This is a genomic window from Xanthomonas dyei, from assembly GCF_002939865.1.
Classification (GTDB): Bacteria; Pseudomonadota; Gammaproteobacteria; order Xanthomonadales; family Xanthomonadaceae; genus Xanthomonas; species Xanthomonas dyei.
Genome location: NZ_MDEE01000044.1, coordinates 1 through 26,044, shown reverse-complemented (window position 1 = coordinate 26,044; position 26,044 = coordinate 1). Strand labels below are relative to the sequence as shown.

The window sequence follows — 26,044 nt, the reverse complement described above, 5'->3', positions numbered from 1 at the left end:
ATCCGATTGCTGCGCCGCCGCCATGCAGGCGATGCGCTTGGTAAGAGATGGCAGCGCCGTCATCGCCAGAGCGGCGGCGCGCCAGTTGGGCGGGTGATCGAGCGCTTAGGGAATCGCGACAGGATACGAGCCCAGCACCTTGATCTGTGCCGAATGCGCTTCCAGTTCGGCCAATGCCTGCTTCATCGCCTCGTCTTCCACATGGCCGACCAGGTCGATGAAAAACCCGTACTCCCACTTGGCCTGGTGCGAGGGCCGCGACTCGATACGGTTCATGCTGATGCCGTGCCGTGCGAACGGGCTGAGCACATCGAACAGCGCGCCCGGCTTGTCGTGGATAAACACCAGCACCGAGGTGCGGTCGTGGCCGGACGACGGGAAGATCTGCCGGCCAATCACCAAAAAACGCGTGGTGTTGTCGTCGTCGTCTTCGATCGACTTCATGATGACTTTCTTCAAGCCATACACATGCGCCGCACTCTCGCCGCCGATGGCTGCAGCATCTTCGGCATTGCGTGCGCGCCGCGCGCCTTCGGCATTGCTGGACACCGCAATCTTTTCCACCTTGGGCAGGTGCGAGCGCAGCCAGCCGGCAGTCTGTGCGAAGGATTGCGAATGCGCATAGATGCGCTCGATATCTTCCAGCCGGCCGTTGCGCGAGAGCAGATACTGATGCACGCGCAGCTCGACTTCGCCGCAGATTTTCAGGTTGGAGGTCAGGAACATATCCAGCGTGACCTGGATGGTGCCCTGCCCCGAATTCTCTACCGGCACCACACCGAAATCGGCGTTGCCGGCTTCCACTTCCTGGAACACTTCTTCGATGGTCGCCATCGGCAGGCCAACCGCCGAGCGACCGAAATGTTTGAGCACGGCCTGCTGGCTGAAAGTGCCCTCGGGGCCGAGGTAACCGATCTTCAACGGCTCCTGCTGGGCCAGGCAGGCCGACATGATTTCGCGATACACGTGCACCAGCACTTCGTCGCTGAGCGGGCCTTCGTTGCGGTCCACCACCATGCGCAGCACCTGCGCTTCGCGCTCGGGGCGGTAGTAATCCACCGCTGCGGCGAGCTTGCCCTTGGCCTTGCCGACCTGATGGGCAAAGTTGGCGCGCTCGGCGATCAAGGCCTGGATGTTGCGGTCGATCTCGTCGATCTTGGCGCGCACATCGGCCAGCACCGGTGCGGCGGCGGCAGGCTTGCCGATGGCCTTGCCCGGCGTGGTTGCGGGCTTGGCCACCTGTTTGGCCGACGATGTGTCCGCAGACGTGCTCGCTGTTTTGGTCTTGCTGCTCTTGGCAGCAGTGGGTTTAGTGGGCTTGGGAGCCATCGCTGGGCATTCCTTGAGAAACGGCGCAAGCGCCTGCGCGGCCTGCGCCGCGGTCGAAGATGGGACTCAGCCGTGACGCTGCTGAAAGTCGTGCATGAAGGCGACCAGCGCTTGCGCGCCAGCCACCGGCATGGCGTTGTAAAGCGAGGCGCGGATGCCGCCGACGGCTTTATGGCCCTTCAGTGCCAACAGGCCGGCGGCCTTGGATTCGCTGACGAACAATGCGTCCAGCTGCTCGTTCGGCAGAAAGAACGGAATATTCATACGCGAGCGCACCGCCGGCTTGATCAGGTTGCGGTAGAAGCCGCCCGAACCATCGATGACGCCGTACACCAACGCGGCTTTCTCGGCGTTGCGACGCGCGAACTCTTCCACCCCGCCCTGTTCGAGCATCCACTTCACGGTGAGCCCGAGCAGGTACCAGTTCCAGGTCGGCGGGGTGTTGAGCATCGAATCGCGCGCGGCATGCGAGGCATAGTTGAAGATGTCCGCACGCGGTTGACCGGCGCGCTCCAGCAGATCGCGACGCACGATCAGCACCGAAATGCCGACCGGGCCCAGATTCTTTTGCGCACCGGCGTAGATCAACCCATAGCGCGAAATGTCCAGCGGCTCGGACGCAATCGACGAGCTGAAATCGGCGAACAGCGGCAAGGTGCCGACATCCGGCGTGTCGCGAAATTCGACGCCGTGAATGGTCTCGTTGGCGGTGATGTGCACGTAGGCCGAGTGCGGCGACAAGGTCCAGCTGGCCACCGGCGGGATGTCGATAAACCCATCTGCCTGTGCGTCTGCGGCAATGCGCGCATCCACGTACGGCGCCGCCTGCTTGATTGCGGTCTTGCCCCAGTGCCCGGTGATCACATAATCGGCAGCCTGCCCGGGCGCGGCGAAATTCAGCGGCAACAGCGCCTGGATGGTGGTGGCGCCACCGGCGGTAAACAGCACCGCGTAGTCGTCGGGAATCGACAACAAACTGCGCAGATCGGCTTCGGCCGCGGCCGCGACGGCCATGAAATCGGCGCTGCGGTGGCTGATTTCCACGATCGAGGCGCCAACGCCATTCCACTCGACCATCTCCGCCTGCGCCTGCCGCAGGACCGATTCCGGCAATGTTGCAGGGCCGGCACTGAAATTGAACGCGCGTGTCATGGCACACCTTGTCGAGCTAGCCTTCTAGTATGCCGCAGCGCATCGGGCTTGGCAGCGGGCAAAAAAGTTGCAGCTGCATCCTTTTGACTGAGCCTCACGTAACGTGGTGACAGCCACGGGACGAACTTCCGCCCCGGTGGGCTACTCTCACGCTGCAGCCACTGCCGGAGCCTGCCATGTCGTTTCGCGATGCTTTCAAACTGCCGTCCAGCGAGATCACCGATGAGTCCGTCTACCGCGACCGGCGCCGGCTGCTGCAGCTGTTTGCGCTGACCCCGGCACTGGGCATTGCCGGGTGCGCCGAGGCCGACCCGCCGCCACCGCCCAAGACGGTAGTGACGCCGGCGCAGGCGCGGAGCGGCTTCCGCACCACCGAAGAATTGACCAAGCTGGGAGACGTCACCAGCTACAACAATTTCTATGAGTTCGGCACCGACAAGACCGATCCGTCGAAGGCCGCCAAAACGCTCAAGCTGTCGCCGTGGTCGATGAAGGTGAGCGGCGAATGCGAAAAGCCCGGCAGCCTGTCGCTGGACGAATTGCTCAAGGGCATCACGCCGGAAGAGCGCATCTACCGGCTGCGCTGCGTGGAAGGTTGGTCGATGGTGATCCCGTGGACCGGCGTGCCGTTGGGCGAGGTGCTCAAGCGTTTCGCGCCGACCTCCAAAGCCAAGTACGTCTCCTTCACCACCCTGGCCGACCCGCAGCAGATGCCGGGCGTGCGCTACCGCTCGATCGACTGGCCTTACCGCGAAGGCTTGCGCATCGATGAAGCGATGCATCCGCTGGCCTTGCTGGCCACCGGCCTGTACGGGAAACCGCTGCCACAGCAGAACGGCGCGCCATTGCGTCTGGTGGTGCCGTGGAAGTACGGCTTCAAGAGCATCAAGTCGATTGTGGAAATTCGCTTCGTCGAAAAGATGCCCGAGACCGCCTGGCACGATCTGCAGCCTTCGGAATACGGCTTCTTTTCCAACGTCAACCCGGCGGTGGACCACCCGCGCTGGAGCCAGAAGACCGAGCGCCGCATCGCCGGTACCGCCAGCAAGCTGTTTGCCGAACGTATCGCGACCAAGCCGTTCAACGGCTATGCCGATCAGGTGGCATCGCTGTATGCGGGTATGGACCTGAAGAAGTGGTTCTAGTGCGGCAACCGTCAGCGTGACATCCATCGCGTAGGAGCGCACCCGGGCGCGATGGGCATTATCAGGAAAGCCCATCGCGCCCCGGTGCGCTCCTACGTTTCATGCCAGCGCGCGCTTCATGCCCGCGCGGCATCGCTTCCCTCTTCGAGATCGCATGGCCAAGACCTCTGCTTCCCTGATTGCCGCCAAGGTGGCGGTGCATGCCGCCGCACTGACGCCGATCGCCTTGCTGGCCTGGCAGTTCTGGCAGGTGTGGCAGACCGGCAGCGATGCGCTGGGCGCCGACCCGGTGGCCGAGATCGAGCATCGCACCGGGTTGTGGGCGCTGCGCTTTCTGTTGATTACGCTGGCGATCACGCCGCTACGCCAGCTCACCGGCCAGGCCGTGCTGATCCGCTTCCGCCGCATGCTGGGGCTATACGCCTTTTTCTACGCCAGCGTGCACCTGACGGTGTACCTGAGCCTGGACCTGCGCGGCTTCTGGACGCAGATCTTCGAAGAGATTCTCAAGCGCCCCTACATCACCGTGGGCTTTGCGGCGTGGCTGCTGTTGCTGCCGCTGGCGATCACCTCGACCCAGGGCTGGATGCGTCGACTCAAACGCAACTGGGGCCGCCTGCATCAGTTGATCTATCCGATCGGTGTGCTGGCCGTGCTGCACTTCTGGTGGCTGGTGAAGTCCGATATCCGCGAGCCGGCGCTGTATGCCGGCATCCTCGCAGCCCTGCTGGGCTGGCGGGTCTGGAAAAAACTCAGCGCGCGCCGAACCACAGCAAGGCGCTCAGCGCCGCCGCCAGCAACACCGCGCTGAGCAGCAGCCACGGCCAACGCGCCACCTTCATCGGCGCGCGCGCCGGCTCGCTGATGGCACGCGGTGGCAGCGGCGGTTCGGAATCGGGGATGTCCCAGGTGGTGCCGTGATGGATGCGCGGCACTTCCACCACGAAGCGGTGGCGGGCATCGAACACGACTTGGTCGCCGGCTTGCAGCCAGCCATCGCGCACCTGCACGCCGTTGATCCAGCTGCCCTCTTCCGACCCCAGATCGCGGATCAGCACGCGGTCGCCGTGACGCTCCAGGCGCGCGTGTTGCGCGGCAAAGGCAGGGTCGTCGATGACGATGTCCGACGCCGGGTCGCTGCCGACCAGGCGCGAGCGGTCGAGGGTAAAGCTGCGCCCGTGGTGACGGCCGCCCAGCCCGCGTAACAGCAGACAGACTTCGCTCAGGCCGGCATCGTCTTGTGGCGCATCGTTGGCCGGTGCGGTTGAAGGCGCACTGCGCAACAGCATCTCCACGCCATCGGCGTAGATCGCATCGCCGGGGCGCAGCAACGCCATGCGCCGTACCGGGCGCCCGTTGACGTGGATGCCGCGGATGCCGTTGGCCACCTGCAACCACAACCCGCGCTGGTCCAGGCAGAACTGCGCCAACAGCAGCGCCCCCTGGGCGTCAGCCACCACACGCACGCTGCCGGAGGCATGACGGACGATCCGGTGGACGCCGGGCTTGAGGGAGTGATCCGGCTGCTGCCGGTGAGTGAAATGAACTTGCAGGTCGCGCACCCGCCGCAGACTAGCAGGTTTGCTCACGCCCGCGGCCAACAACCTCGCGCTCTTGAGTGAATGCCGGCAGCGCGCGCAGTCGATGCCGTGCGTGTTCACAGCCTGTGCGCGCGATCGAAATACAGGCCGCGTCTCTTGCCGCGCATCGCCGCGTGGTCGCTCTGCTCGCTGCAATGCGGCCTCGCTGCCCACGGCTGCACTTGGAGCCGGACGCGCGCATGCGCACAATGCGCGACTCCTTATCGTCTTACCCAGGCAGCTCATGTCCAGCATCGATATCCGCCACGACCATTCCCTGCCACCGGCACAGGCCCGCGCGGCGATCGACGAGGCGGCGCGCAAGTTGACCGATCGCTACGGTGTCGCCTCGCACTGGGAAGGCGATACCTTGCGCATCTCCCGCGCCGGCGTGGATGGCGCGATCGCGCTGTTGCCGCAGCAGGTACATGTCACAGCCGAGCTTGGCTTCCTGCTGTCGGCCGTGCAGCCGATGGTGGAATCGGAAATCCGTCGCCTGCTCTCCGAAAAGCTCGCCTGAGCAGACGCGGTTGCGGTTGCGGTTGCTGCAGCTGCTTCAGCGCCAAGTCACCCGCCCCGCACGCGATGGGCGGATGCTTGGGCCAGGCCGGGTCGGGCGCCGCTTCACCTGCCCGATGCAGGGCCGGCACTAGGGTGAACGCAACGTCACTTTGGCAATCGACAGGAGCATCGCATGACGACCGGATACGATCAGAACGGTAACCGAGACACCACCGCGTCGGGCTTCCAGGCCCAGGCAGAGCAGATTTCGCGACGGCTTGGCGAGTCGGCGCAGACCGTGTGGCTGGCAGGACTTGGCGCACTGGGCCGCGTGCAGAGCGAAGGCGGCAAGTTGTTCGACTCGTTGGTGCGCGAAGGCGCCGCCTACGAGCGCACCGGGCAGCGCAAGGCGGCCGATAGCGTGGACGAGCTGCGCGAGGAAGTGGAAACCCAGTTCGAGCAGGCGCGCGATACTGCCGTGCGCGGCTGGGACAAGCTGGGCAAGGCGTTCGACGACCGGGTTAAAGGCGTGCTGCGCACGCTCAATATCCCCGAGCAGGACGAACTGGAAAACCTGCGTCGCGAGGTCGAATCGCTGAAGGCACAGGTGCGGGCCAACACCGCCGCCACCAAGCGGGCCAACCGCACCGCCAACCAGGCCGCGCAAGCCGCCAGCAGCGACGCGAGCGGTGCGGGCTCGTCGACAGGCAATACGTCTGGGACCGGCAGTCCCGCTGCGTTCGACGGGGAATAAGCCCCACTGCCGCAGGTGGTAGCGAAATCCGATGCGTCGCAGCGGCGGATATCTTCCGTTAGCAATCGGGTCTGCACGTGGGTTGCCCGTGCAGACCTTCAGAAGCGGATCATCTGTGGGCCATGAGTACCATGGAGACGTCCTTCAGGCGGACGTTGACGGGCCCTAAAAGCAGGCTACCTCCATTGCACACGATGGTGCGCGAGCAGTGTCAGTTCGGCGACGCTAGACACGCTTGCACGCTCTTGATTGATCAATCACCCCATCCAGCCCAATGTTGCAAAGCAACATTATTTTTCAGACAATCGGGACGGGCCCGCCAGTCCTGTAACACGAAGTCCGTTTGCTCCCCTCCCCTCACGGCTTCGGACTGGCGGGTCTTTCGTTGTCTGGGTCACGGCTCGCGACATCACCGCCTGCGATCCATTGACGAAACCTGCGCGAAGGATTCTTCTAGGCGTACCGATTCGTTATACGCGCCATACCTTCGCTTGATGCTTATGCCTTCCTGGATCTTGGCGCTCCTGGCTGCACTGCTGCTCTGGCTGGCGGTGTCTGTCTATTTCTGGTTGGTGCGACGCCGCGCCAACGAAACCGATGCGGGCATCCGCGCCCTGGCGGCCATGCACTGGCGCGATTTTTCCGCCGTGGTACTTCGGGTGCTGCAGGACCAACGCGGCTGGCAACCGCTTCAGCTGCCGCAGGACGGCCTGCCCACCGCGGACTTCATGATGCAGACCGATCACGGCACCCGCCTGGTGGCCTGCAAGCATGGCCGCGGCTATCGCATCGGCGTGGCGGCAGTCAATGAGCTGGGCGCAATGGCGCGGCTGGCCGGTGCCGGCGGCGGCGTGATGGTGACCGAGGGCCGCATGGAGCGCGAAGGCCTGGCCGCTGCAGAAAAGCAGTCCATCGAAGTCCTGGATGGCACGCGGCTATGGCCGCTGCTCAAGCCGTATCTGCCAGGCGATGTGGAAACCGACGTGGTCAACATGGCGCGGCGACGGGCGATCCGCCACAGCATCATCGCCGGTGCCGCATTGGCCACGCTGGCGCTGGTCGCGGTGCTGGCGCTGCGCCCGCCCGCCCCGGCGCAGACCGTGACCGCTGCGCGTACACCGGCTGTTGCGGCACCGCGCACACCATCGTTGGCCACCTCGCCAGGGAACGCGTCGCAGGCTGCGCCCGCGGCGGCGTCGACCACGGCAGCCACACCACCGCCGGCAACTGCGGCAGAGCCGGATGAGGCGACGCTGCAAGGCTATCGTCACGCAGTGTCCAAAACCCTGGCGCAGACGCCGGGCCTGGTGCGCGGCATCTGGATCACCCAGGCAACGCTGGCGGTGGATCGCACTGTGGAAGACAGCGTGGCCTGGCCCTTGATCTGCCAGGAGCTGGAGCGCTACCCCTATCTGCGCACGGTGCGCGTGCAGCTCAATCCCCGCCCGGGTGTGGACGAGCCGGTGCGCTGGCGGCAATGCACCACGATCTGATGGGGTGTGACTGATGGGGTGTGACTGATGGTGGGCGACGACGCGCGGATTGCCTCGCGCCATTGAACACGGCGGTTTGCTGTGGGCTCGACTGGTCGAGACGGCAATCGTGTTCACGATCAGCTGGAAACTCGTGCAGTCGTAAACACGATCAGCGACAAGCACAAGATGTCGTGACGCAGATGGGCCGGCTGATGACCTGCAGCCTTTGAAGGCGCGATGCTTTATTCGCCCGATCCCGCCGAGACAGCATTCGTACGCGCGAAGCGGCAAGGCGGCGATGGCCTGATGCAGATGGGCCAGCCGACTGCCTGCAGCCATCGAAGTCGCGGTCTTCTCTAAGCACGATGTTGCGATACACCGCGTTGCCGGCCGACGACGCGCGGTATTTCGCATTCGATTTGCGGCGTGAATGCAGCCGCTGACCAGATGCGAGCGACCATGCCTGCTACACGTCGCTATCGATCACGCCGCTATCAACAACAGCACCGTTACCGACGTCCAACCCAAACGTTCCAGCACCGGCCCTTAACGCATCCCGGGCGCAAACCGCGCGACCAGATCGTAGGAGCCGCCCAGAAACAGTTGGCGCACATAGGTCACCGGTTGATCGCCGCGCCAGGTGTGGCGGTCGATCACCAGGCACGCCGCACCTTCGTTGACCTGCAGGCACTTGGCTTGCGCTGCGTCGACGCTGACCGCACTGATGCGGTGCTCGGCGCGCGTCCACGGCACGTTGCGCAACAGCCAGCTCCCGGGCGCCACGTCGGTGAACGTCTGCGCCAACGCGTCGGGTACGGTGGTTACATCGATCACGCGCTGTTCCAGCGCAAACGGGCTACCGTCGGCAAGGTGCACGCTATCGAGCGCCAACAGCTTGCCGGTGCTGCCCAACGTGCGCTCCTGCGGCACGCGCTGGCGCACGTTGCGCAACCGGCGCGATAACAGCGAAAACGTGTAGAGGTGGCCGCGCGTGGTCATTTCCACCTCGATATCCGGGATCGAAAGCGCCACCTGCTCCAGATGCGGATGCGGCCGGGCCACGAACGAGCCGGTGCGGCGGCGGCGCTCGATCATGCCGGCATCGGCGAGCAGGCCGAGCACTTTGTTGACGGTCATGCGCGAGCAACCGTACTGCGTCATCAACTCGTGTTCGGGCGGGATGCGATGGCCGGGCGGCCAGTCGCCGCTATGAATGCGTTGCTCCAGATCCTGCCGGATACGGTGATGCAAGGTGCCGGGTGCGGCGATGGGGGGGGCGGTCAAAGCTGCAGTCTCCGGTCAGACCTGCATTGTGCGCGCATCGGCTCAGTTGCCCAGCATTGTTCGCAACACGTGGGCAAAACGCGTGGCGATGCGCGCACGATCGACATGCCGCCCATCGTGCACCACCTGCCGCCCGCCGCGCCAGACGTGACGCACCGTAGTGGCGCGTGCGGCGAACAGCCAGCTGTCCAGCAACGCGTCGTCGCTGCGTGCGAGCAAGGACGGATGGCTGGCGTCCAGTTCCACCAGATCGGCTGCAGCACCGACCCGGATCCCGTGCTGCGCGACACCCAGCGCCTGCGCTGCACCCTCGCCCGCCCGCTCGTACAACCAGCGCCCGCTCGAAACGTTGGCAGGCGCCAGCACGTTGCGCGCCTGCAGGCGCAGCCGTTGGCCGTATTCGAGCAGGCGCAGTTCTTCGGCCGCATCGATCAGCACGTTCGAATCCGAGCCCACGCCAAAGCGCCCCCCGGCCGCAGCGAATGCCTGCATCGGAAACAGCCCGTCGCCCAGATTGGCCTCGGTGATCGGGCACAGCCCGACCACCGCGCCACTGTCGGCGATCGCCTGCAGCTCCGCAGCGTCCACATGCGTGGCGTGCACCAGGCACCAACGCGCCGCTACCGGTGCGTTGGCCAGCAACCATTGCACCGGACGCTGGCCCGACCAGGCCAGGCAGGCGTCGACTTCGCGCTGCTGTTCGGCGATATGGATGTGGATGGGGCCATCGGTGAGCGGCACCAACGCCGCCAGTTGCTGCGGCGTGACCGCGCGCAAACTGTGCGGCGCCAGCCCGAGTACGGCATCCGGCAATGTCTTGAGACTGTGCCTGCAGTCCTCGAGCAGGCGCGCAAACCCATCGATGTCGTGGATCAGGCGCTTTTGCGCAGCGCTCGGTGCAGCCCCGCCGAAATCCGAGTGCGCGTAGAACACCGGCAGCAAGCTCAGCCCGATCCCGGTACTGGCGGCGGCAGCGGCGATGCGCTCGGACATCTCACCAGCATGCGCGTAAGGGGCACCGCTGACGGTGTGGTGCAGATAATGGAATTCGCCAACGCGGGTAAAGCCGCTCTCCAGCATTTCCACATACGCCTGCTCGGCGATTGCCTGCAGGCTGTCCGGGTCCAGCCGGTCGACGAAGCGGTACATCAGCTCGCGCCAGCTCCAGAAGCTGTCGCCGCTGCGTCCACCCACTTCGGTCAGGCCGGCCATGCCGCGCTGAAACGCATGGCTGTGCAGGTTGCCCAGGCCAGGCACCAGCACCTCGGCGCGCGTATCGGTGGCGGCGGCGGCCGCATCGGTCTGCACGGTGGCAATGCGCCCCTGCTCGAGCGTGATCCGCACACCGCCCGCCCAGCCACTCGGCAACAGCGCCCGCGCTGCCCACAACGCTTGTACCGGTTGATCTGCCACTGGACACCCTCGATTGACGACTCTATTGTATATACATATCAGACACCACGAGCCTGCGCCATGCATTGCGACGTTCTCTGGCACAACGCGCAGCTGATGACCCTGGACGCCGCCGATAGTGGGCTGGGCATCGTGGACGATGGCGTGATCGCCTGTCGGGACGGCCGCATCGTGTATGCCGGCGCGGCGGCGCAGGCGCCCGCGCTTGAAGCCGATAGCACGCACGATTGCCAGCGGCGCTGGATCAGCCCGGGCCTGATCGATTGCCACACCCATCTGGTGTATGCGGGTAATCGCGCCAACGAATTCGAGCAACGCCTGCGCGGCGCCAGCTATGCGCAGATCGCCGCGGCCGGTGGCGGCATCATGGCCACCGTGCGCGCCACCCGCGCCGCAGACGATGCCGCGTTGCTCGCCGCCAGCCTGCCGCGCCTGGATGCCATGCTCGCCGAGGGCGTGACCACGCTGGAAATCAAATCCGGCTACGGGCTCACACTGGAGGACGAAACCAAGCAACTGCGCGTGGCGCGCCAGCTCGCAACCCTGCGTCAGGTGGAAGTCGTGCCGACATTTTTAGGCGCGCACGCGGTCCCGCCGGGGAGCGATGCGCAGCAGTACATCGATGCGGTCTGCACGCAGATGATTCCGGCAATTGCATCGCAAGGGCTTGCCGAAGCGGTCGACGTGTTCTGTGAGCACCTGGCGTTTTCGCCCGCACAGGCCGAACAGGTGTTCGTCGCCGCGCAGGCACAGGGCTTGCGCGTCAAGATCCATGCCGAGCAATTGAGCAACCAGCACGGCGCGGCACTGGCGGCACGCCATGGTGCGTTGTCGGCCGACCATATCGAGTATCTGGACCAGGCCGGCGTCGATGCGATGGCTGCTGCCGGCACCGTGGCGGTGTTGCTGCCCGGCGCGTTCTATTTCACCCGCGATACCCAGCTGCCGCCGATCGATGCGCTGCGCGCGGCCGGTGTACCGCTGGCGCTGGCTACCGATTGCAATCCGGGCACTTCACCGCTGACCAGCCCGCTGCTGGCGATGAACATGGCGGCCACGTTGTTCCGCATGACGGTGGACGAATGCATCGCCGGTTTCACCCGCGAAGCGGCGCGTGCGCTCGGCCGCAATGCACGGCTGGGACAGCTGCGCGCCGGCATGGACTGCGACCTGGCGATCTGGGACATCGACGCGCCGGCCGACCTGGTCTATCGCATGGGCTTCAACCCTCTTCATGCCCGCATCTGGCGCGGGCATTCGACCTGATTGTTCGTGGAGTTGTCATGAGTGCTTCTGTTGTGTTGCAACCCGGCCAGGTAACGCTGGCGCAGTGGCGTGCGCTGTATCGCGGCGCCGATGTGGCGCTGGACGCTGCGTGTGCGGCCGCAGTGCTGCGCAGCGCGCAGACGGTGGAGGCGATCGTCGCGCGCGGCGAGCCGGTCTATGGGGTCAACACCGGCTTCGGCAAGCTGGCCAGCGTGCGCATCGAGCGCGAAGACCTGCAGACCTTACAGCGCAATATCGTGTTGTCGCATGCGGCCGGCGTCGGCGAGCCCACGCCGGTGCCGGTGGTGCGACTGATGATGGCGCTCAAGCTCACCAGCCTTGCCCAGGGCGCTTCCGGCGTGCAACCGGGCACGCTGGCGTTGCTGGAAGCGATGCTGCGTGCGGGCATCACGCCGGTGGTGCCGTGCCAGGGATCGGTCGGCGCCTCCGGCGATCTGGCACCGCTGTCGCATCTGGCGGCGGTAATGATTGGCGTTGGCGAAGCCTTCGTCGGCGACCAGCGCCTGCCAGCCACGGACGCGCTAGCGAATGCGCAGTTGCAGCCGCGCGTGCTCGGCGCAAAAGAAGGGTTGGCGCTGCTCAATGGCACGCAATTTTCCACTGCCTGCGCGCTGGCCGGCTTGTTCGAGATCGAAACCGTATTGCAGGCCGCCCTGGTGACCGGCGCGCTGTCGGTGGAAGCGGCAAAAGGCTCGGATACGCCGTTCGACCCGCGCATCCATGCCTTACGCGGGCAACCGGGGCAGATCGCCACTGCAACTGCCTTACGCGCCTTGATGGCCAACTCGGCGATTCGCGAATCGCATCGCCTCGGCGATGTGCGCATACAGGATCCGTATTGCCTGCGTTGCCAACCGCAGGTGATGGGCGCGGCGCTGGACATCATGCGGCAGGCCGCGCGCACGCTGGACATCGAAGCCAATGGCGTCACCGATAATCCGTTGGTCTTCAGCGATACCGGCGAGGCCTTGTCTGGCGGCAATTTCCACGCCCAGCCGGTGGCGTTCGCTGCCGACATGCTGGCGATGGCGGTATGCGAAATCGGCTCGATCAGCGAACGTCGTACCGCGATGCTGGTCGACCCGGCGTTGTCTGGTCTGCCGGCGTTTCTCACCCCGCGCCCGGGCCTGAATTCCGGTTTCATGATTCCGCAGGTCACCGCTGCGGCGTTGGTGTCGGAAAACAAGCAGCGCGCGTATCCGGCCAGCGTCGATTCGATCCCGACCTCGGCCAATCAGGAAGATCATGTGTCGATGGCGGCGCATGGCGCGCGACGTCTGCTGGCCATGGCAGAAAATGCCGCGCACGTCATCGGCATCGAGTTGTTGGCAGCGGTGCAAGGCTGCGATTTCCATGCACCGCTGCGCTCCAGCACTGCGCTGGAAGCGGCACGCGCGCTGTTGCGTGCGCAGGTACCCATGCTGCAGGACGATCGCTATTTCCACCCAGACATGCTGGCAGCCAGTGCGCTGGTACGCTCGGGCGCCTTGGCCAACGCAGTGGCGATCGCGCTGCCGGGTGTGGAGCAGGACGCATGATGCGGCGGGTTGCACATGACTTGCGCAGTGCCATGGCGCCGCGCGGTGCATGGGCTGGTAGCGCGGCATATGCACGCGAGACGGCTGCGTCGTGCACCCAGCAGCACAATGATCTTTATGCGTATCGCTGGCATAGCTTGCTCGCTGCTACGCGCGCGAAAGGAGCACAGCGATGAACACCCTGCCCGATTGGTTGGAAGTACATCGCGGCGACGCGCCGTTGCTTGTCAGCTTTCCGCACACTGGCACCGAGCTACCCGACACGGTGGCCGACCAATTCGTGTCGCCGTGGCTGGCGCGCCGCGATGCCGATTGGTGGGTGCACCAGGTGTACGACTTCGCACAGGCGATGGGTGCCACCACGGTGCGCACCGCCATCTCGCGTTCGGTCATCGACGTCAATCGCGACCCGAGCGGCGTTTCGCTGTACCCCGGCCAGAACACCACCGGCCTGTGCCCCCTGACCACCTTCGACAATCAGCCGCTGTATGCCGATGGGCAGGCGCCGGATCAGGCGCAGATCGATCTGCGTCGCACACGCTGGTTCGACCCGTATCACGCCGCACTCGCCGAGGAGATCGCGCGCCTGCGTCAGCAACACGCAACCATCGTGGTGTACGACGCGCATTCGATCCGCTCTTTCATCCCGCACCTGTTCGACGGCGAGTTGCCGCAGTTCAACATCGGCAGCAACGACGATCGCAGCTGCGATCCGGCCCTGGCCGACGCGGTGGAACAGCTGTGCCGCAGCAGCGGCTCTAGCACCGTGCGCAACGGGCGTTTCAAAGGCGGCTGGATCACCCGCCACTACGCGCAACCCGAGCAGGGCGTGCACACCCTGCAGATGGAACTGGCCTGCCGCGGCTACATGCGCGAGCCGGACACCATCACCCCCGACAACTGGCCTACGCCGTGGCAGCCGGTGCACGCCGCCGCGTTACGCGCAGTGCTGCGGCATGTGCTGCTGGCCTGCCTGCAGTTCGCCACTGCGCCCTTATCCGACACCGCGCCGCACGCGGCCAACCGTTGATTGCAAGGAACCCGGCATGACCCGTCACGATGCAACCCGCGTCATCCGCGCCGCCACCGGCACCACGCTCACCGCCAAGAGCTGGCTCACCGAAGCGCCGCTGCGCATGTTGATGAACAACCTGGACCCGGATGTAGCCGAGCGCCCGCAGGAACTGGTGGTGTATGGCGGCATCGGCCGCGCCGCGCGCGACTGGGAATCCTTCGATGCGATCGTGGCCGCACTCACCCGCCTGGACGACGACCAAACCTTGCTGGTGCAATCGGGCAAGCCGGTCGGCGTGTTCCGCACCCATGTCGACGCACCGCGCGTGCTGATCGCCAACTCCAACCTGGTGCCGCGCTGGGCCACCTGGGACCACTTCAACGAACTCGATAAAAAGGGTCTGGCGATGTATGGCCAGATGACCGCCGGCAGCTGGATCTACATCGGCGCGCAAGGCATCGTGCAAGGCACCTACGAAACCTTCGTGGAGATGGGCCGCCAGCATTACGGCGGCAGCCTGGCCGGCAAGTGGCTGTTCACCGGTGGCCTTGGCGGCATGGGTGGCGCGCAGCCGCTGGCCGCGGTGATGGCCGGCGCCTCGTGCCTGGCGGTGGAGTGCCGCCGTTCCAGCATCGACATGCGCCTGCGCACCGGCTATCTGGACACCTGGACCGACTCGCTGGACGAAGCGCTACGCCTGATCGAGGAATCCTGCACGGCGAAGAAGCCGATGTCGGTCGGCCTGCTCGGCAATGTCGCCGACGTCCTCGACGAACTGCTGCTACGCGGGATCAAGCCGGACCTGCTGACCGACCAGACCTCTGCGCACGACCCGGTCAACGGCTATTTGCCGCAAGGCTGGAGCGTGGAAGAGTGGGACGCAAAACGCGTCAGCGCGCCCAAGGAAGTAGACGCCGCCGCACGCGAGGCGATGGCCAACCATATCCGCGCCATGCTCACCTTCCACGCGCTCGGCGTGCCCACCGTGGACTACGGCAATAACCTGCGCCAGATGGCGCTGGAGCAAGGCGTGTCCGACGCGTTCGACTTCCCCGGCTTCGTGCCCGCCTACATCCGCCCGCTGTTCTGTCGCGGCATCGGCCCGTTCCGCTGGGTGGCGCTCAGCGGCGACCCGGACGACATCGCCAAGACCGATGCCAAGGTCAAGGAATTGATTCCCGACGATGCGCATCTGCATCGCTGGCTGGACATGGCCGCCGAAAAGATCGCCTTCCAGGGCCTGCCCGCGCGCATCTGCTGGGTCGGCCTGGGCGACCGTCACCGGCTTGGCCTGGCCTTCAACGCGATGGTGCGCAGCGGCGAGTTGAAAGCGCCGGTGGTGATCGGCCGCGACCATCTGGATTCGGGCAGCGTCGCCTCGCCGAACCGCGAGACCGAAGCGATGGTCGACGGCTCCGATGCGGTGTCCGACTGGCCGTTGCTCAATGCCCTGCTCAATACCGCCAGCGGCGCGACCTGGGTCTCGCTGCACCACGGCGGCGGCGTCGGCATGGGCTTCTCGCAACACGCCGGCATGGTCATCGTCTGCGATGGCAGCGAAGCGGCCGACAAGCGCATCGAACGCGTACTCTGGAACGACCCAGCCACCGGCGTGATGCGCCACGCCGATGCCGGGTATGCGATCGCAACCGAGTGTGCGCGCGAGAAAGGATTGGATTTGCCGGCGATTCTGATCTGAAGTTGCGCGATAAAACGAATGCCGCGTGCTGATTGGACGAATGCACGTGTAAGCGACCGAATGCGCCTGCCACCACACGGTGGCAGCAGCGCTTGAGCCTGCATGCTGCATGCGCACCGCCGCTGCTGTCTCCAATGCGCCATAGCCTGCCAAGCTGGCAACGTTCGGCAATCTTCGCGCCTCTGGGCGATAAAGCTTGCATGTCGTGGATGCAGCGCACTGGCTCACACGAGGCGATTATGCATTTGCTGATCAACCGCCCATCTCGGCCTGCGTCGCCGTTGTTCCGCTCGATACACATGGTGACCTCTGTCACGATTGCTACAGCGGTGAAATGAAACGATGACGCGCAATGCGCCGATCGACTAGGCTTGCAGCTGGTCAGATGCTGGGGGGTGCTCTGACCGTGGCAACTTCGCACCACATAGCAACATCGCGCCAGTTCAGGCGCGCGGTTTTTTCGCATGGATCACACTGAGAGCCCCCACTCATGCAGCAGGAACAGCGCATCGATTCGTTGACCGGTATTCGCGGCCTTGCCGCCTTGCTGGTGGTCTACGCACATCTGGCTGAAGAAAAATTCTTCACCGACACCCACCTTTATCCCGGTGAGATGGGCGTCATGGTGTTCTTCACCTTGAGCGGATTTTTGATGGCGTTTCTTTACGGCGAAAAAGAAGCCAACTACGGCTCGGTGGCCCGTTATGCGATTTCAAGGTTCTCGCGCATTGCGCCAGCCTATCTCACAGTTGTGCTGGCTTCGTACCTGATCTACAACCTGATCGACCCGCAGTTTGTGTATGCCATCAGCCACAGCAACCTGCTCCGTCACCTGTTGTTTTCAGGCAATGTCTCCGCGCTATGGAGCATTCCGCCGGAAGTTCAGTTCTACGTGATCTTCGTCGGCATCTGGTTCTCGTTGCGTGCTTTCCACAACAAGAACAATGTTGCATTAATGGTGGCGGTGCTCGGCACCATCATGGTGCTTATCGCCTACCGAGAGGAACTGCCCGGTACGTTTGTCGGATCGAAAATTCATTATTTTCTGGCGGGCGTGGTGTTTGGACTGATACGCAGCCGCGTGAGTGCCAGTGGCAACATGACCACGCTGGCGATCCTGCAGGCAGCGGTCATCGGACTGATATCGCTGGTGATCCTCGGTGTGATCGATGTGGATCTTGGCTCCAAACGCGAGCTCTATCTCACGCTTGAGACGGCGGGCTTCTCCGGCATCTTTGTCTTCCTGTTCTCCTTCGATACCGGCCTCAGCAAGCGTCTGCTCGGCAACCGCTTCATGATGCTCAGCGGCGAATGCAGCTTTTCGATGTATCTGCTGAACATTCCGATGATCTATGCCGCGCTGGCGGTGATGGATGGCATGCCACCGAGGCCGGTCCTGGCGGTACCCATCATTGCGATCACGATCGCTGCGGCGTGGGCCATGTATCGACTGGTCGAAATGCCCGGGAACACCCTGCTGCGCCGGCTGGGCAATCGCCTGCTGCTACGCCCCGCGTCGGCGCCGGTGCTACCGCCCAATCCTCCCACGACACTGGCAACACAGGCGTCGCCTGGTACGCCTACGCAGCCCTGACACTTGCCCACTGTTTGCCGCCCTACGACGTACGCCTCCTGACCGGAGGCGTTTACGTTTAGAGCGGCTGGCAAACGACGGGGTGCCCAGATGGCGGGCACAGCCAGTGCGCGGAAGTGGCATAGCTCGCCCGTCTACTGCGGTTGCGCTGCGCCCTCCACATCTGCCTGACAGCCGCCCGCCAGGTGGTAGCGCTGACAACCAACGCGGCCAGATGGTGGCTATTGGGTCACTGAGCCGGTTGTCTGTCCACGATTGCCCTCAAGAACATCGTTGCCAAGCCGACAAGGTATGCAACGTTTCGAGGAATCCTCATGGGCATCCTGATCTACCTGGTGCCTGCTTTCGCACTCTGGGCGCTTATCGCCACGGGGCTGGCGTTCGTGCGTGGGCGCCAGCTCGCTGCCGAGTACGGGCAGCACGCCAGTACCCAGGACAGTCTTGCGCGCTATCAGGCGGCGCTGTCGCAGCTCAAGGCACGCGCTGCGGCCACCACGCTGGAGCTGGAATCGTTGCAGCGCAGTTACACCGTGCTCAAGCAGTCGCTGGAGCAGCATGAACAAAACGCCGTAGAACAGCAGCGCCCAGAGGTCCCCGAGCAAGTGATTCCGATGGTCATGGTGCAGCGTCTGGATATCGCCAACGAGATCGGCACGCTGTTTGCCCATGTCGCGCGCGTCGCACGCAGCCTGCGTCGCTACAGCGCCTATAGCCGCGGTCACAATGCGCCCGAGCCCAGCACGGCGCGCTACGATCTGCATTGGCTGGCCGACTGCCTGCACAGCTTCGATCAGGTTGGCCACGCGCTGGTGCGCGGCAATATCGCGGCATTGATCACCGCCTGCCAGGATCTGCTGTCGATGTACGAGCACTATCTGAAGGATGGCTCCGGCTACAACAGCCGCGACACCTTCCAGCGCTTGAGCAGCGATGTGCCGCTGTCGGAGGCCACCGACGCGATTCGCTCGATCATCGTCAAGGCGACGCTGGCGCAGGATGTGCAGGACGCAGTGCAGGACGATGTGGTGGCGGTGGCGGTGACAGCGGAGCAGTGATTCGGGAATCGGGAATCGGGAATCGGGAATCGGGAATCGGGAATCGCAAAAGCGTGCGATCGGGGAACTGTTGGGTCAACGCGTCTGTGTGGATTAATGGCCTTGACGCCGAGCTTGGCTAGCGCATAAAAAAACGCGCCGTTCTCGGCGCGTTTTTGTTTCCACTTCCAGCACTAATGCTGCGGTAATGCGTAGGCGATCAACGCATCGCCGGCCGGGGTTTCCATGAAGTGGTGGCCGCCGGCCATGATCACCAGGTACTCGCGGCCGCCGTAGGAATACACCATCGGGTTGGCTTGCCCGCCGGCTGGCAACTTGGCGTGCCAGAGTTCCTTGCCGGTGGCCAGGTCGATGGCGCGGATCAGGTCGTCGGTGGCTGCCGCAATGAAGATCAAACCACCGGCCGTCACCACAGAACCACCGTTGTTCGGTGTGCCGATCTCGATCGGCAGGCCGGAGCGGATGCCGAACGGGCCATTGCCGCGTGCACTGCCGAACGGCCGGTCCCACAGCGTCTTGCCGCTGGCCAGGTCGATGGCGCGGATGCCGCCATACGGCGGTTCCTTGCACAACAGCTTGGTAAACGGCAGCCGCCAGCCGGCATTGACGTTGATCGCATACGGCGTGCCGGCCTGCGGGTCGCCCGCGCCTTCTGCGCCGCCTGCATCGCCGCGGACCTGGTCGCGCGGCGCCCAGCCCAGCTTGTCGGCCTTGGCACGCGGTACCAGCAGGTTGTAGTTCGGCATGTCGTTGTAATTGGCCACGATCACCCCGTGCTGCGGATCCACCGCCACGCTGCCCCAATCCGAGCCGCCGTTGTAACCGGGATACTCGATCGAATGCCGATCGGCTTCCGGTGGCGTGTAGATGCCCTTGTAGCTGGCCTTGCGGAACTGGAGACGACACACCAATTGGTCGATCGGGGTCATGCCCCACATATCGCGCTCGGTCAGATCCGGCTTGCGCAACGTGTGATACAGCGAAAACGGCTGGGTCTTGGCGCGCATCTGCGGCTCCACGCCACCGCCGGGCACCGCACGTTCTTCCACGCCAACCAGCGGCTTGCCGGTGCGCCGATCCAGCACATACAACTCGCCCTGCTTGCTCGGCAGCAACACTGCCGGCACATTGACGCCGTCCTTGGGGAAGTCGATCAGGCTCGGCTGCGAACCCAGGTCGTAATCCCACGCGTCGATATGCGTGGTCTGGAAATTCCACACCGGCTTGCCGGTGGTGCCGTCCAGCGCCACCAGCGAGGTGGCGTAGCGATTCTCCTGTGGCGTGCGCGAGCTGCTCCAGTAATCGGCAGTGGAATTGCCCATCGGCAGGTACACATACCCTAATTGCTCGTCCGCAGCGGCGGTGGTCCACATATTGGGCGTGCCAGGCGTCCAATTCTGGCCCGGCGGCGGTGCGCCATCCCAGTCCGGATGCGTCATGTCCCAGGCCCAGCGCAATTTACCGGTCACCGCATCGAAGCCTTCGATCACACCGGACGGCTCGTAACGCTTCTGCCCATCCAGCACCTGATGCCCGGTGACGACCACCCCGCGCACGATCGCCGGCGGCGAATTGATCGACACATAGCCAGGCGGCGTGTCGCCCATGCCGGCCGTGATATCGACCTGCCCATTGCTGCCGAAGTCCGGGCACAGCTCACCGCTGCGTGCGTCCAGCGCAATCAGGCGCCCATCCAGCGTGCCTTCGATCACCCGCGTGCGGCACAGCGCCTAGCCATTGGATGCCACTTCGGCAGCGCCGGCGTTGGCTGCCGCCGGCACCTCGTAATACGACACGCCACGACACGCGGCGGTATACGGAATCGCCTCGTCCTTGACCTTGGGGTCGTAGCGCCAACGCTGCTTGCCGCTGGACGCATCCAGCGCAATCACCTGGTTGCGCGCAGTGCACAGGTACAGGCTGTCGCCCACCTTCAACGGTGTGGTTTCCGCGCCCCAGCGCTTGCTCGGCAGATCGCCGGTATGAAAAACCCAGGCCTGCTGCAGCTGTGCGACGTTGTCGCGGTTGATCTGTTGCAGCGGCGAATAGCGCTGACCTGCCTGGCTACGCCCGTACGCCGCCCAATCGCCATCTGCGGGCGCGTTGGCCGGTTGCGCATCGGTCGTTGCAGATGCTGCCGGTGCACTGCGATTGACCAGACCACCGGCCGTCCCGGCGGCATGCGCCAGCGCGCCATCGGCCTCGGTGACGCCGTGCGAAATGAACGCCAGCACGAACGCGACCACAAACACTGCGGCCAATATGCCTGCCACGCTGCGCGACACCGCGCGCGATACCGGTCGTTGCAACTTGGGCAACAGCAGCGCGAGCACGAACGCCAGGCCCACGATCAGGCCCAGGCGCGGCACCCAACGCCAGTAATCGCTGCCCGACTCCCACCACGTCCACAGCAGCGAGCCGGCCACCACGGCTGCAAACCACCACGCACCCGCGTTGCGGCCACGGAACAGCAACACGCCAGCGATCAGCATCGCCGCACCGGCTGGTGCGTAATACCAGGAGCCATCCAGCGCGGCCAACCACACGCCACCGGCCAGCAACACCGCACCCAGCACGGCAATCACGCCTCCCAATATCGCAAGCGCCCAATGGCCGCGACCGGAAGGACGATCCACATTCGTCATCAGTTGTTCCTCTTCGACTCAGCGACGACGCAACGCCGCCGCACCGCCAATCACCTTCGACCTGCGCCGGTGAAAGCACCGCGTTTTTCGCAGTGGGGGCGCTTAAACACTGCGTTGCACATGTCATCGCCTGCAATAAAACGAGCGCGCAATAAACAAAATGCAATAAAAAACGCCGGCATTGCCGGCGTTTTCGTTCAACTGCAGCGATGACGCTAGCCGATCATTCTTCAGTTGCCGGCGGCAGCGCGATGGACTCGGCGGTTGCGCTCGCCTCTTCCACTACGTCGTCCACTTCATCCAGCGATGCGTCCAGGCGTTCGACCGCCTGCAACTTCTCGCCCTTGGACAGACGGATCAATGTCACACCCTGCGTGTTGCGGCCCACGCGCGAAATTTCCGAACCGCGTGTGCGCACAAGGGTGCCGCCATCGGAGATCAGCAGCACTTCGTCGGTGGCGCCCAGCAGTACCGCACGCACCAGCTTGCCGTTGCGCTCGCTGGTCTGGATACCGATCACGCCCTGCGTGCCGCGTCCCTTGCGTGGGTATTCGGACAGCGGAGTGCGCTTGCCGTAGCCCTTCTCGGTGGCGGTGAGGATGTAGGCCATATCGTCGCTCTCGGCGACGTCGATCACCGCCGCATCGGCGCCGTCTGCGCTATCGACGACGTCGTCGGCACCTTCTTCATCGGACTCTGTCTCGATCCCACCCGCCGGGTCGGACACGATCAGGCTGACCACTTCCTCGCCCTTGGGCATGCGGATACCACGCACGCCGGTGGCGGTACGGCCCATCGAACGCACGGTGGACTCGCCAAAGCGCACGGTCTTGCCGTTGGAGGCGAACAACAATACGTCGCGATCGCCATCGGTCAGCGCAACGCCGACCAGCGCGTCGCCATCGTCCAGATTGATCGCGATCTTGCCGCGCGCCAGACGGAAGGCGAATTCGCTGAGCGGGGTCTTCTTGACGGTACCGTTGCGGGTGGCGAAGAACACATAGCGGTTATCGGCGTATTCGCGCACCGGCAACACCGCTTGCACCCGCTCGCCGGATTCCAGCGGAATCCAGTTGATGATCGGGCGGCCACGCGCATTGGAGCCGGCTTCCGGCAACTGATGCACCGGCAGCCAGAACACCTTGCCGCTGCTGGTGAAGGTCAGCAACGTGTCGTGCGTGTTGACCAGCCACAGCTGATCGATGAAATCTTCTTCCTTGGTCGCTGCGGCAGAACGGCCACGCCCGCCACGCCGCTGCGCGCGATACGCACTCACCGGCTGACGCTTGGCATAACCGGCGTGCGACAAGGTCACCACCACGTCTTCCGGCGCGATCAGATCGAGAATATCCAGATCTTCTTCGCTGTGACGGATCTCGGTGCGGCGCTCGTCGCCGTACTCTTCGCGGATGTTGATCAGCTCGTCGCGGATCACCTGCAGCAGCACATCGGGGTTTTCCAGGATGCGGATCAGGCCCTGGATGACCTCGAGCAACTGCTTGTACTCGTCGGTCAGCTTTTCCTGTTCCAACCCGGTCAGGCGATGCAGACGCATTTCCAAAATCTGCGAGGCCTGCACTTCGCTGAGTTGATAGAAGCCGTTGGCCAGGCCCACGCCCGGCGCCAGATCTTCCGGCTTGGACGCTTCGGCACCGGCGGCACCCAGCAGCGCACCGACCAGACCAGGTTCCCAGGTCTTGGCCAGCATGCGCTCGCGCGCTTCCTGCGGGTTGGCCGAGGTCTTGATCAACTCGATCATTTCATCGATGTTGGCCAACGCAACGGTCAGGCCTTCCAACACATGCGCACGCGCACGCGCCTTGCGCAGTTCGTAGATGGTGCGGCGGGTGACCACTTCGCGGCGGTGGCGGATGAACGCCTGCAGCATCTGCTTGAGATTCATCAACTGCGGGCGGCCGTCGATCAGCGCCACCATGTTGATGCCGAACACCGACTCCATCTGGGTCTGCTGGTACAGGTTGTTGAGCACAACCTCGGCCGACTCGCCGCGCTTGATTTCGATGTAGATGCGCATGCCGTCCTTGTCGGACTCATCGCGCAGCTCGCTGATGCCTTCGAGCTTCTTTTCCTTGACCAGCTCGGCGATCTTTTCGATCAACCGCGCCTTGTTGACCTGGTACGGAATCTCGGTGACGACGATCGCCTCACGGCCGTTGTCGGCCACTTCCACATCGGCCTTGGCGCGGATGCGCACGCGGCCACGGCCGGTGCGGTAGCCCGCGGCAATGCCGGCGGTGCCGTTGATGATGCCGGCAGTGGGGAAATCCGGGCCCGGGATGTACTCCATCAAGCCTTCGACATCCAGCTCGGGCGTATCGATCAACGCAATGCAGGCGTTGATCGCCTCGGTCAGATTGTGCGGCGGGATGTTGGTGGCCATGCCCACCGCGATACCGGCCGAACCGTTGACCAACAGGCTCGGGAACCGGGTCGGCATGACCGTCGGTTCCAGTTCCTTTTCATCGTAATTGGGCTGGAAATCGACGGTTTCCTTGTCGATATCGGCCATCAGCTCATGCGCCAGCCGCGACATGCGCGACTCGGTGTAACGCATCGCCGCGGCGGAGTCGCCGTCGACCGAACCGAAGTTACCCTGGCCGTCCACCATCATGTAGCGCAGCGAGAACGGTTGCGCCATGCGCACCAACGTGTCGTACACCGACTGGTCGCCATGCGGATGGTATTTACCGATGACGTCGCCGACGATACGTGCCGACTTGAAATAGGCCTTGTTGCTGTGGGCGCCCAGCTCGTGCATCGCGAACAACACGCGGCGGTGCACAGGCTTGAGGCCATCACGGGCATCGGGGAGTGCGCGGCCAACGATCACGCTCATGGCGTAATCGAGATAGCTCTTGCGCATCTCGTCTTCCAGGTTGACCTGGATGATTTCCTTGGCGGTTTCTGCCATTCGGGTTCCGTAAGTGAGGTGGCGGGCGAGCCGGAAAGCCGCGTTGGGAGCGCCTTAGTCACAGGCTGCCGACCCCACGCTCCCGCCGATCGATTCAAGCCCCAGATTGTACCACGAAGGTGCTTCCCGATACCGTCGCTTTACGGCCAGAAACAAGCACTTGCAGGGATTTTGACGGGACGTTGGCGGCAATCTTGCTGCCGGTCCGGCTCAGGCCCCGAAGGCGGCCTGCATTCGGGCCGGATCGGGCTGCTCGATCACCCCCCGTTCGGTGACGATGGCATCGATCAGCGCGCCCGGAGTAACGTCGAACACCGGGTTCCAGGCATGGATGCCCTCGGCCACCGTCCGCACCCCGCCCACGCCGAACAGCTCGCCTGGATCGCGCTGCTCGATCTCGATCTGATCGCCATCGCTGGTGGCCATGTCCACCGTCGACGACGGCGCCACCACCATGAACTTGACCCCGTGGTGGCGTGCGGCAATGGCCAGCTGGTAGGTGCCGATCTTGTTGGCGGTGTCGCCGTTGGCGCAGATGCGGTCGGCGCCTACGATCACCCATTGCACCAGGCCGGATTTCATCAGATGCGCCGCGGCCGAATCGGCGATGAGGGTGGCATCGATGCCGTCCTGCTGCAGCTCCCACACGGTCAGGCGCGCGCCCTGCAGCCACGGCCGGGTTTCGCCGGCGAACACCTTGGCGATGCGTTGCTGCGCCATGCCGGCGCGGATCACGCCCAGCGCGGTACCGAAGCCGGCGGTGGCCAGCGAGCCGGTGTTGCAGTGAGTGAGCACGCCGCTGCCCGGGGCGATCAGCCCGGCACCCAGCGCGCCCATGTGGCGATTGGCAGCCAGATCCTCATCGGCGATGGCCTGTGCCTCGCGTGCGATCACCTCGCGCCAGTCGGCGCCGGCCGCGGCCAGCACACGGCGCATGCGCATCAACGCCCAGGCAAGATTGACCGCGGTCGGACGCGCCGCATTGAGCCGCAACAGCGCCGGTTCGAGTTTCTGCAGGGCCGCACTGCCATCGTCGGCAGCGATGTCGCGCGCAGCCAACACCACGCCCCAGCCGGCCGCGATACCGATCGCCGGCGCACCACGCACGGCTAGCGAATGGATGGCCTCGGCTACCGCATCGCTGCTCTCGCAGCGCACATGCTCCACCACGAAAGGCAGCTTGCGTTGGTCGAGCAGTTCCAGGGCATCGCCGGTCCACAGCAGGGGGCGGATGTGGTCGTAGCGGGCGTAATCGATATGGGCGCTGTCGTTCATCGCCCTATTGTAAGGCGCGCGCGTAGCCCAGTCAGTGACCGGCGATGCTCAGCCCGTCGTCCTAGCGCGGCAGTGCATCAAGCGCAAAAGCCTGGTTGGTCGAGGGTACGGTGCCCTCGCCGCTCACGGGACACGCCGCAAGTACGTCCCTGTAGGCTCGGTGGCGGCATCCATGCCGCCACACGGTCCCGCAAGCGGCGAGGACACCGCACCGGACGGTTTGCTGATTGCGTTGGAAAGTTGCCGGTTGCTTTGCTGAAGCCTGCCCGTCGATCGCAATGCGCTGCGAAGCTGATCAAACGCGGCGTTATCCAAACAACACACCATGCCTTGTTTGCAACCGTGCACACCGACCATCTCCACTGGTCCTT

At 64.6% G+C, this 26,044-nt stretch carries 19 protein-coding genes and 1 pseudogene; 11 read left to right on the top strand and 9 right to left on the bottom strand.

The genetic code is table 11. The annotated features are described in order from the left end of the window. Positions 1–105: 105 nt before the first annotated feature. Both pheA and serC read right to left on the bottom strand, forming a co-directional pair. Positions 106–1,329, bottom strand: coding sequence for a prephenate dehydratase (gene pheA, locus XdyCFBP7245_RS20145; protein ID WP_104617200.1), 1,224 nt, complete (start codon positions 1,327–1,329; stop codon positions 106–108). Positions 1,330–1,395: 66 nt separating this feature from the next. After that, a complete protein-coding gene (serC, locus tag XdyCFBP7245_RS20140) occupies positions 1,396–2,481 on the bottom strand; it encodes a 3-phosphoserine/phosphohydroxythreonine transaminase (protein WP_104617199.1) in 1,086 nt (361 codons plus the stop codon). Between the two features lie 176 nt (positions 2,482–2,657). Between serC and msrP the strand changes: the two genes are divergently transcribed. Together msrP and msrQ are read left to right on the top strand one after the other, a co-directional pair. Next, entirely contained in the window at positions 2,658–3,626 is a 969-nt protein-coding gene (msrP, locus tag XdyCFBP7245_RS20135) for a protein-methionine-sulfoxide reductase catalytic subunit MsrP (RefSeq protein ID WP_104617198.1), read from the top strand. Positions 3,627–3,780: 154 nt separating this feature from the next. Then, the gene (msrQ, locus tag XdyCFBP7245_RS20130) at positions 3,781–4,437 is read left to right on the top strand and encodes a protein-methionine-sulfoxide reductase heme-binding subunit MsrQ (protein ID WP_104617197.1); all 657 of its coding nucleotides are present in this window, start codon (positions 3,781–3,783) and stop codon (positions 4,435–4,437) included. Here the strand turns inward: msrQ and XdyCFBP7245_RS20125 are convergent. Next, positions 4,379–5,188, bottom strand: coding sequence for an FHA domain-containing protein (locus XdyCFBP7245_RS20125; RefSeq protein WP_104617209.1), 810 nt, complete (start codon positions 5,186–5,188; stop codon positions 4,379–4,381). The genes msrQ and XdyCFBP7245_RS20125 overlap by 59 nt on opposite strands. A gap of 262 nt (positions 5,189–5,450) precedes the next feature. On the opposite strand from XdyCFBP7245_RS20125, the gene XdyCFBP7245_RS20120 reads away from it, so the two are divergent. The 3 genes from XdyCFBP7245_RS20120 (at position 5,451) to XdyCFBP7245_RS20110 (ending at position 7,954) form a co-directional block, all read left to right on the top strand. Next, complete coding sequence (locus XdyCFBP7245_RS20120; RefSeq protein WP_055844595.1) at positions 5,451–5,726, top strand: polyhydroxyalkanoic acid system family protein; 276 nt, start codon at positions 5,451–5,453, stop codon at positions 5,724–5,726. Between the two features lie 174 nt (positions 5,727–5,900). Continuing rightward, positions 5,901–6,461 (top strand): phasin family protein, encoded by a 561-nt coding sequence (locus XdyCFBP7245_RS20115; protein WP_104617196.1) that lies wholly within the window; start codon positions 5,901–5,903, stop codon positions 6,459–6,461. A 494-nt stretch (positions 6,462–6,955) separates the two neighbouring features. Next, positions 6,956–7,954: a restriction endonuclease gene (locus XdyCFBP7245_RS20110; RefSeq protein WP_104617195.1), complete on the top strand. Its 999-nt coding sequence runs from the start codon at positions 6,956–6,958 to the stop codon at positions 7,952–7,954. A gap of 528 nt (positions 7,955–8,482) precedes the next feature. On the opposite strand, the gene hutC is transcribed toward XdyCFBP7245_RS20110, so the two are convergent. Next, on the bottom strand, positions 8,483–9,220 hold the full coding sequence (gene hutC / locus XdyCFBP7245_RS20105; protein ID WP_170068721.1) for a histidine utilization transcriptional repressor HutC: 738 nt from the start codon (positions 9,218–9,220) through the stop codon (positions 8,483–8,485). Positions 9,221–9,262: 42 nt separating this feature from the next. Then, complete coding sequence (locus tag XdyCFBP7245_RS20100; protein ID WP_104617194.1) at positions 9,263–10,633, bottom strand: formimidoylglutamate deiminase; 1,371 nt, start codon at positions 10,631–10,633, stop codon at positions 9,263–9,265. Between the two features lie 60 nt (positions 10,634–10,693). On the opposite strand from XdyCFBP7245_RS20100, the gene hutI reads away from it, so the two are divergent. The 6 genes from hutI to XdyCFBP7245_RS20070 all read left to right on the top strand — a co-directional run bounded on the left by hutI (position 10,694) and on the right by XdyCFBP7245_RS20070 (position 18,821). Continuing rightward, the gene (gene hutI / locus XdyCFBP7245_RS20095; protein WP_104617193.1) at positions 10,694–11,899 is read left to right on the top strand and encodes an imidazolonepropionase; all 1,206 of its coding nucleotides are present in this window, start codon (positions 10,694–10,696) and stop codon (positions 11,897–11,899) included. 17 nt (positions 11,900–11,916) lie between these two features. Then, positions 11,917–13,458, top strand: a complete 1,542-nt coding sequence (hutH, locus tag XdyCFBP7245_RS20090) for a histidine ammonia-lyase (protein WP_104617192.1) — start codon at positions 11,917–11,919, stop codon at positions 13,456–13,458. 172 nt (positions 13,459–13,630) lie between these two features. Beyond that, positions 13,631–14,488, top strand: coding sequence for an N-formylglutamate deformylase (hutG, locus tag XdyCFBP7245_RS20085; RefSeq protein WP_104617191.1), 858 nt, complete (start codon positions 13,631–13,633; stop codon positions 14,486–14,488). 16 nt (positions 14,489–14,504) lie between these two features. Then, a complete protein-coding gene (gene hutU, locus XdyCFBP7245_RS20080; protein ID WP_104617190.1) occupies positions 14,505–16,172 on the top strand; it encodes a urocanate hydratase in 1,668 nt (555 codons plus the stop codon). A 490-nt stretch (positions 16,173–16,662) separates the two neighbouring features. Then, complete coding sequence (locus tag XdyCFBP7245_RS20075; protein WP_104617189.1) at positions 16,663–17,766, top strand: acyltransferase family protein; 1,104 nt, start codon at positions 16,663–16,665, stop codon at positions 17,764–17,766. Between the two features lie 314 nt (positions 17,767–18,080). Beyond that, on the top strand, positions 18,081–18,821 hold the full coding sequence (locus XdyCFBP7245_RS20070; RefSeq protein WP_104617188.1) for a hypothetical protein: 741 nt from the start codon (positions 18,081–18,083) through the stop codon (positions 18,819–18,821). A 173-nt stretch (positions 18,822–18,994) separates the two neighbouring features. Here the strand turns inward: XdyCFBP7245_RS20070 and XdyCFBP7245_RS20065 are convergent. The 4 genes and pseudogenes from XdyCFBP7245_RS20065 to XdyCFBP7245_RS24310 form a co-directional block, all read right to left on the bottom strand. Then, positions 18,995–21,466 (bottom strand): annotated as a pseudogene (locus tag XdyCFBP7245_RS20065) (membrane-bound PQQ-dependent dehydrogenase, glucose/quinate/shikimate family). Positions 21,467–21,689: 223 nt separating this feature from the next. Further along, positions 21,690–24,398 carry a DNA gyrase subunit A gene (gyrA, locus tag XdyCFBP7245_RS20060; RefSeq protein WP_104617187.1) on the bottom strand — a complete coding sequence of 903 codons (2,709 nt, stop codon included), beginning with the start codon at positions 24,396–24,398 and terminating at the stop codon, positions 21,690–21,692. A gap of 210 nt (positions 24,399–24,608) precedes the next feature. Further along, entirely contained in the window at positions 24,609–25,673 is a 1,065-nt protein-coding gene (mtnA, locus tag XdyCFBP7245_RS20055) for an S-methyl-5-thioribose-1-phosphate isomerase (protein WP_104617186.1), read from the bottom strand. Positions 25,674–25,796: 123 nt separating this feature from the next. Continuing rightward, positions 25,797–26,044, bottom strand: a 248-nt coding sequence (locus XdyCFBP7245_RS24310; protein WP_211287751.1) for a hypothetical protein, incomplete at its 5' end; no start/stop codon positions are given.

Bases quoted from the DNA above. Each gene is read 5' to 3' on its own strand.
- XdyCFBP7245_RS20110 (WP_104617195.1), top strand. From the start codon at position 6,956: ATGCTTATGCCTTCCTGGATCTTGGCGCTCCTGGCTGCACTGCTGCTC.
- hutU (WP_104617190.1), top strand. From the start codon at position 14,505: ATGACCCGTCACGATGCAACCCGCGTCATCCGCGCCGCCACCGGCACC.
- msrQ (WP_104617197.1), top strand. From the start codon at position 3,781: ATGGCCAAGACCTCTGCTTCCCTGATTGCCGCCAAGGTGGCGGTGCAT.
- XdyCFBP7245_RS20115 (WP_104617196.1), top strand. From the start codon at position 5,901: ATGACGACCGGATACGATCAGAACGGTAACCGAGACACCACCGCGTCG.
- hutH (WP_104617192.1), top strand. From the start codon at position 11,917: ATGAGTGCTTCTGTTGTGTTGCAACCCGGCCAGGTAACGCTGGCGCAG.
- msrP (WP_104617198.1), top strand. From the start codon at position 2,658: ATGTCGTTTCGCGATGCTTTCAAACTGCCGTCCAGCGAGATCACCGAT.
- XdyCFBP7245_RS20120 (WP_055844595.1), top strand. From the start codon at position 5,451: ATGTCCAGCATCGATATCCGCCACGACCATTCCCTGCCACCGGCACAG.
- XdyCFBP7245_RS20070 (WP_104617188.1), top strand. From the start codon at position 18,081: ATGGGCATCCTGATCTACCTGGTGCCTGCTTTCGCACTCTGGGCGCTT.
- XdyCFBP7245_RS20075 (WP_104617189.1), top strand. From the start codon at position 16,663: ATGCAGCAGGAACAGCGCATCGATTCGTTGACCGGTATTCGCGGCCTT.
- hutI (WP_104617193.1), top strand. From the start codon at position 10,694: ATGCATTGCGACGTTCTCTGGCACAACGCGCAGCTGATGACCCTGGAC.
- serC (WP_104617199.1), bottom strand. From the start codon at position 2,481: ATGACACGCGCGTTCAATTTCAGTGCCGGCCCTGCAACATTGCCGGAA.
- gyrA (WP_104617187.1), bottom strand. From the start codon at position 24,398: ATGGCAGAAACCGCCAAGGAAATCATCCAGGTCAACCTGGAAGACGAG.
- pheA (WP_104617200.1), bottom strand. From the start codon at position 1,329: ATGGCTCCCAAGCCCACTAAACCCACTGCTGCCAAGAGCAGCAAGACC.
- mtnA (WP_104617186.1), bottom strand. From the start codon at position 25,673: ATGAACGACAGCGCCCATATCGATTACGCCCGCTACGACCACATCCGC.
- hutG (WP_104617191.1), top strand. From the start codon at position 13,631: ATGAACACCCTGCCCGATTGGTTGGAAGTACATCGCGGCGACGCGCCG.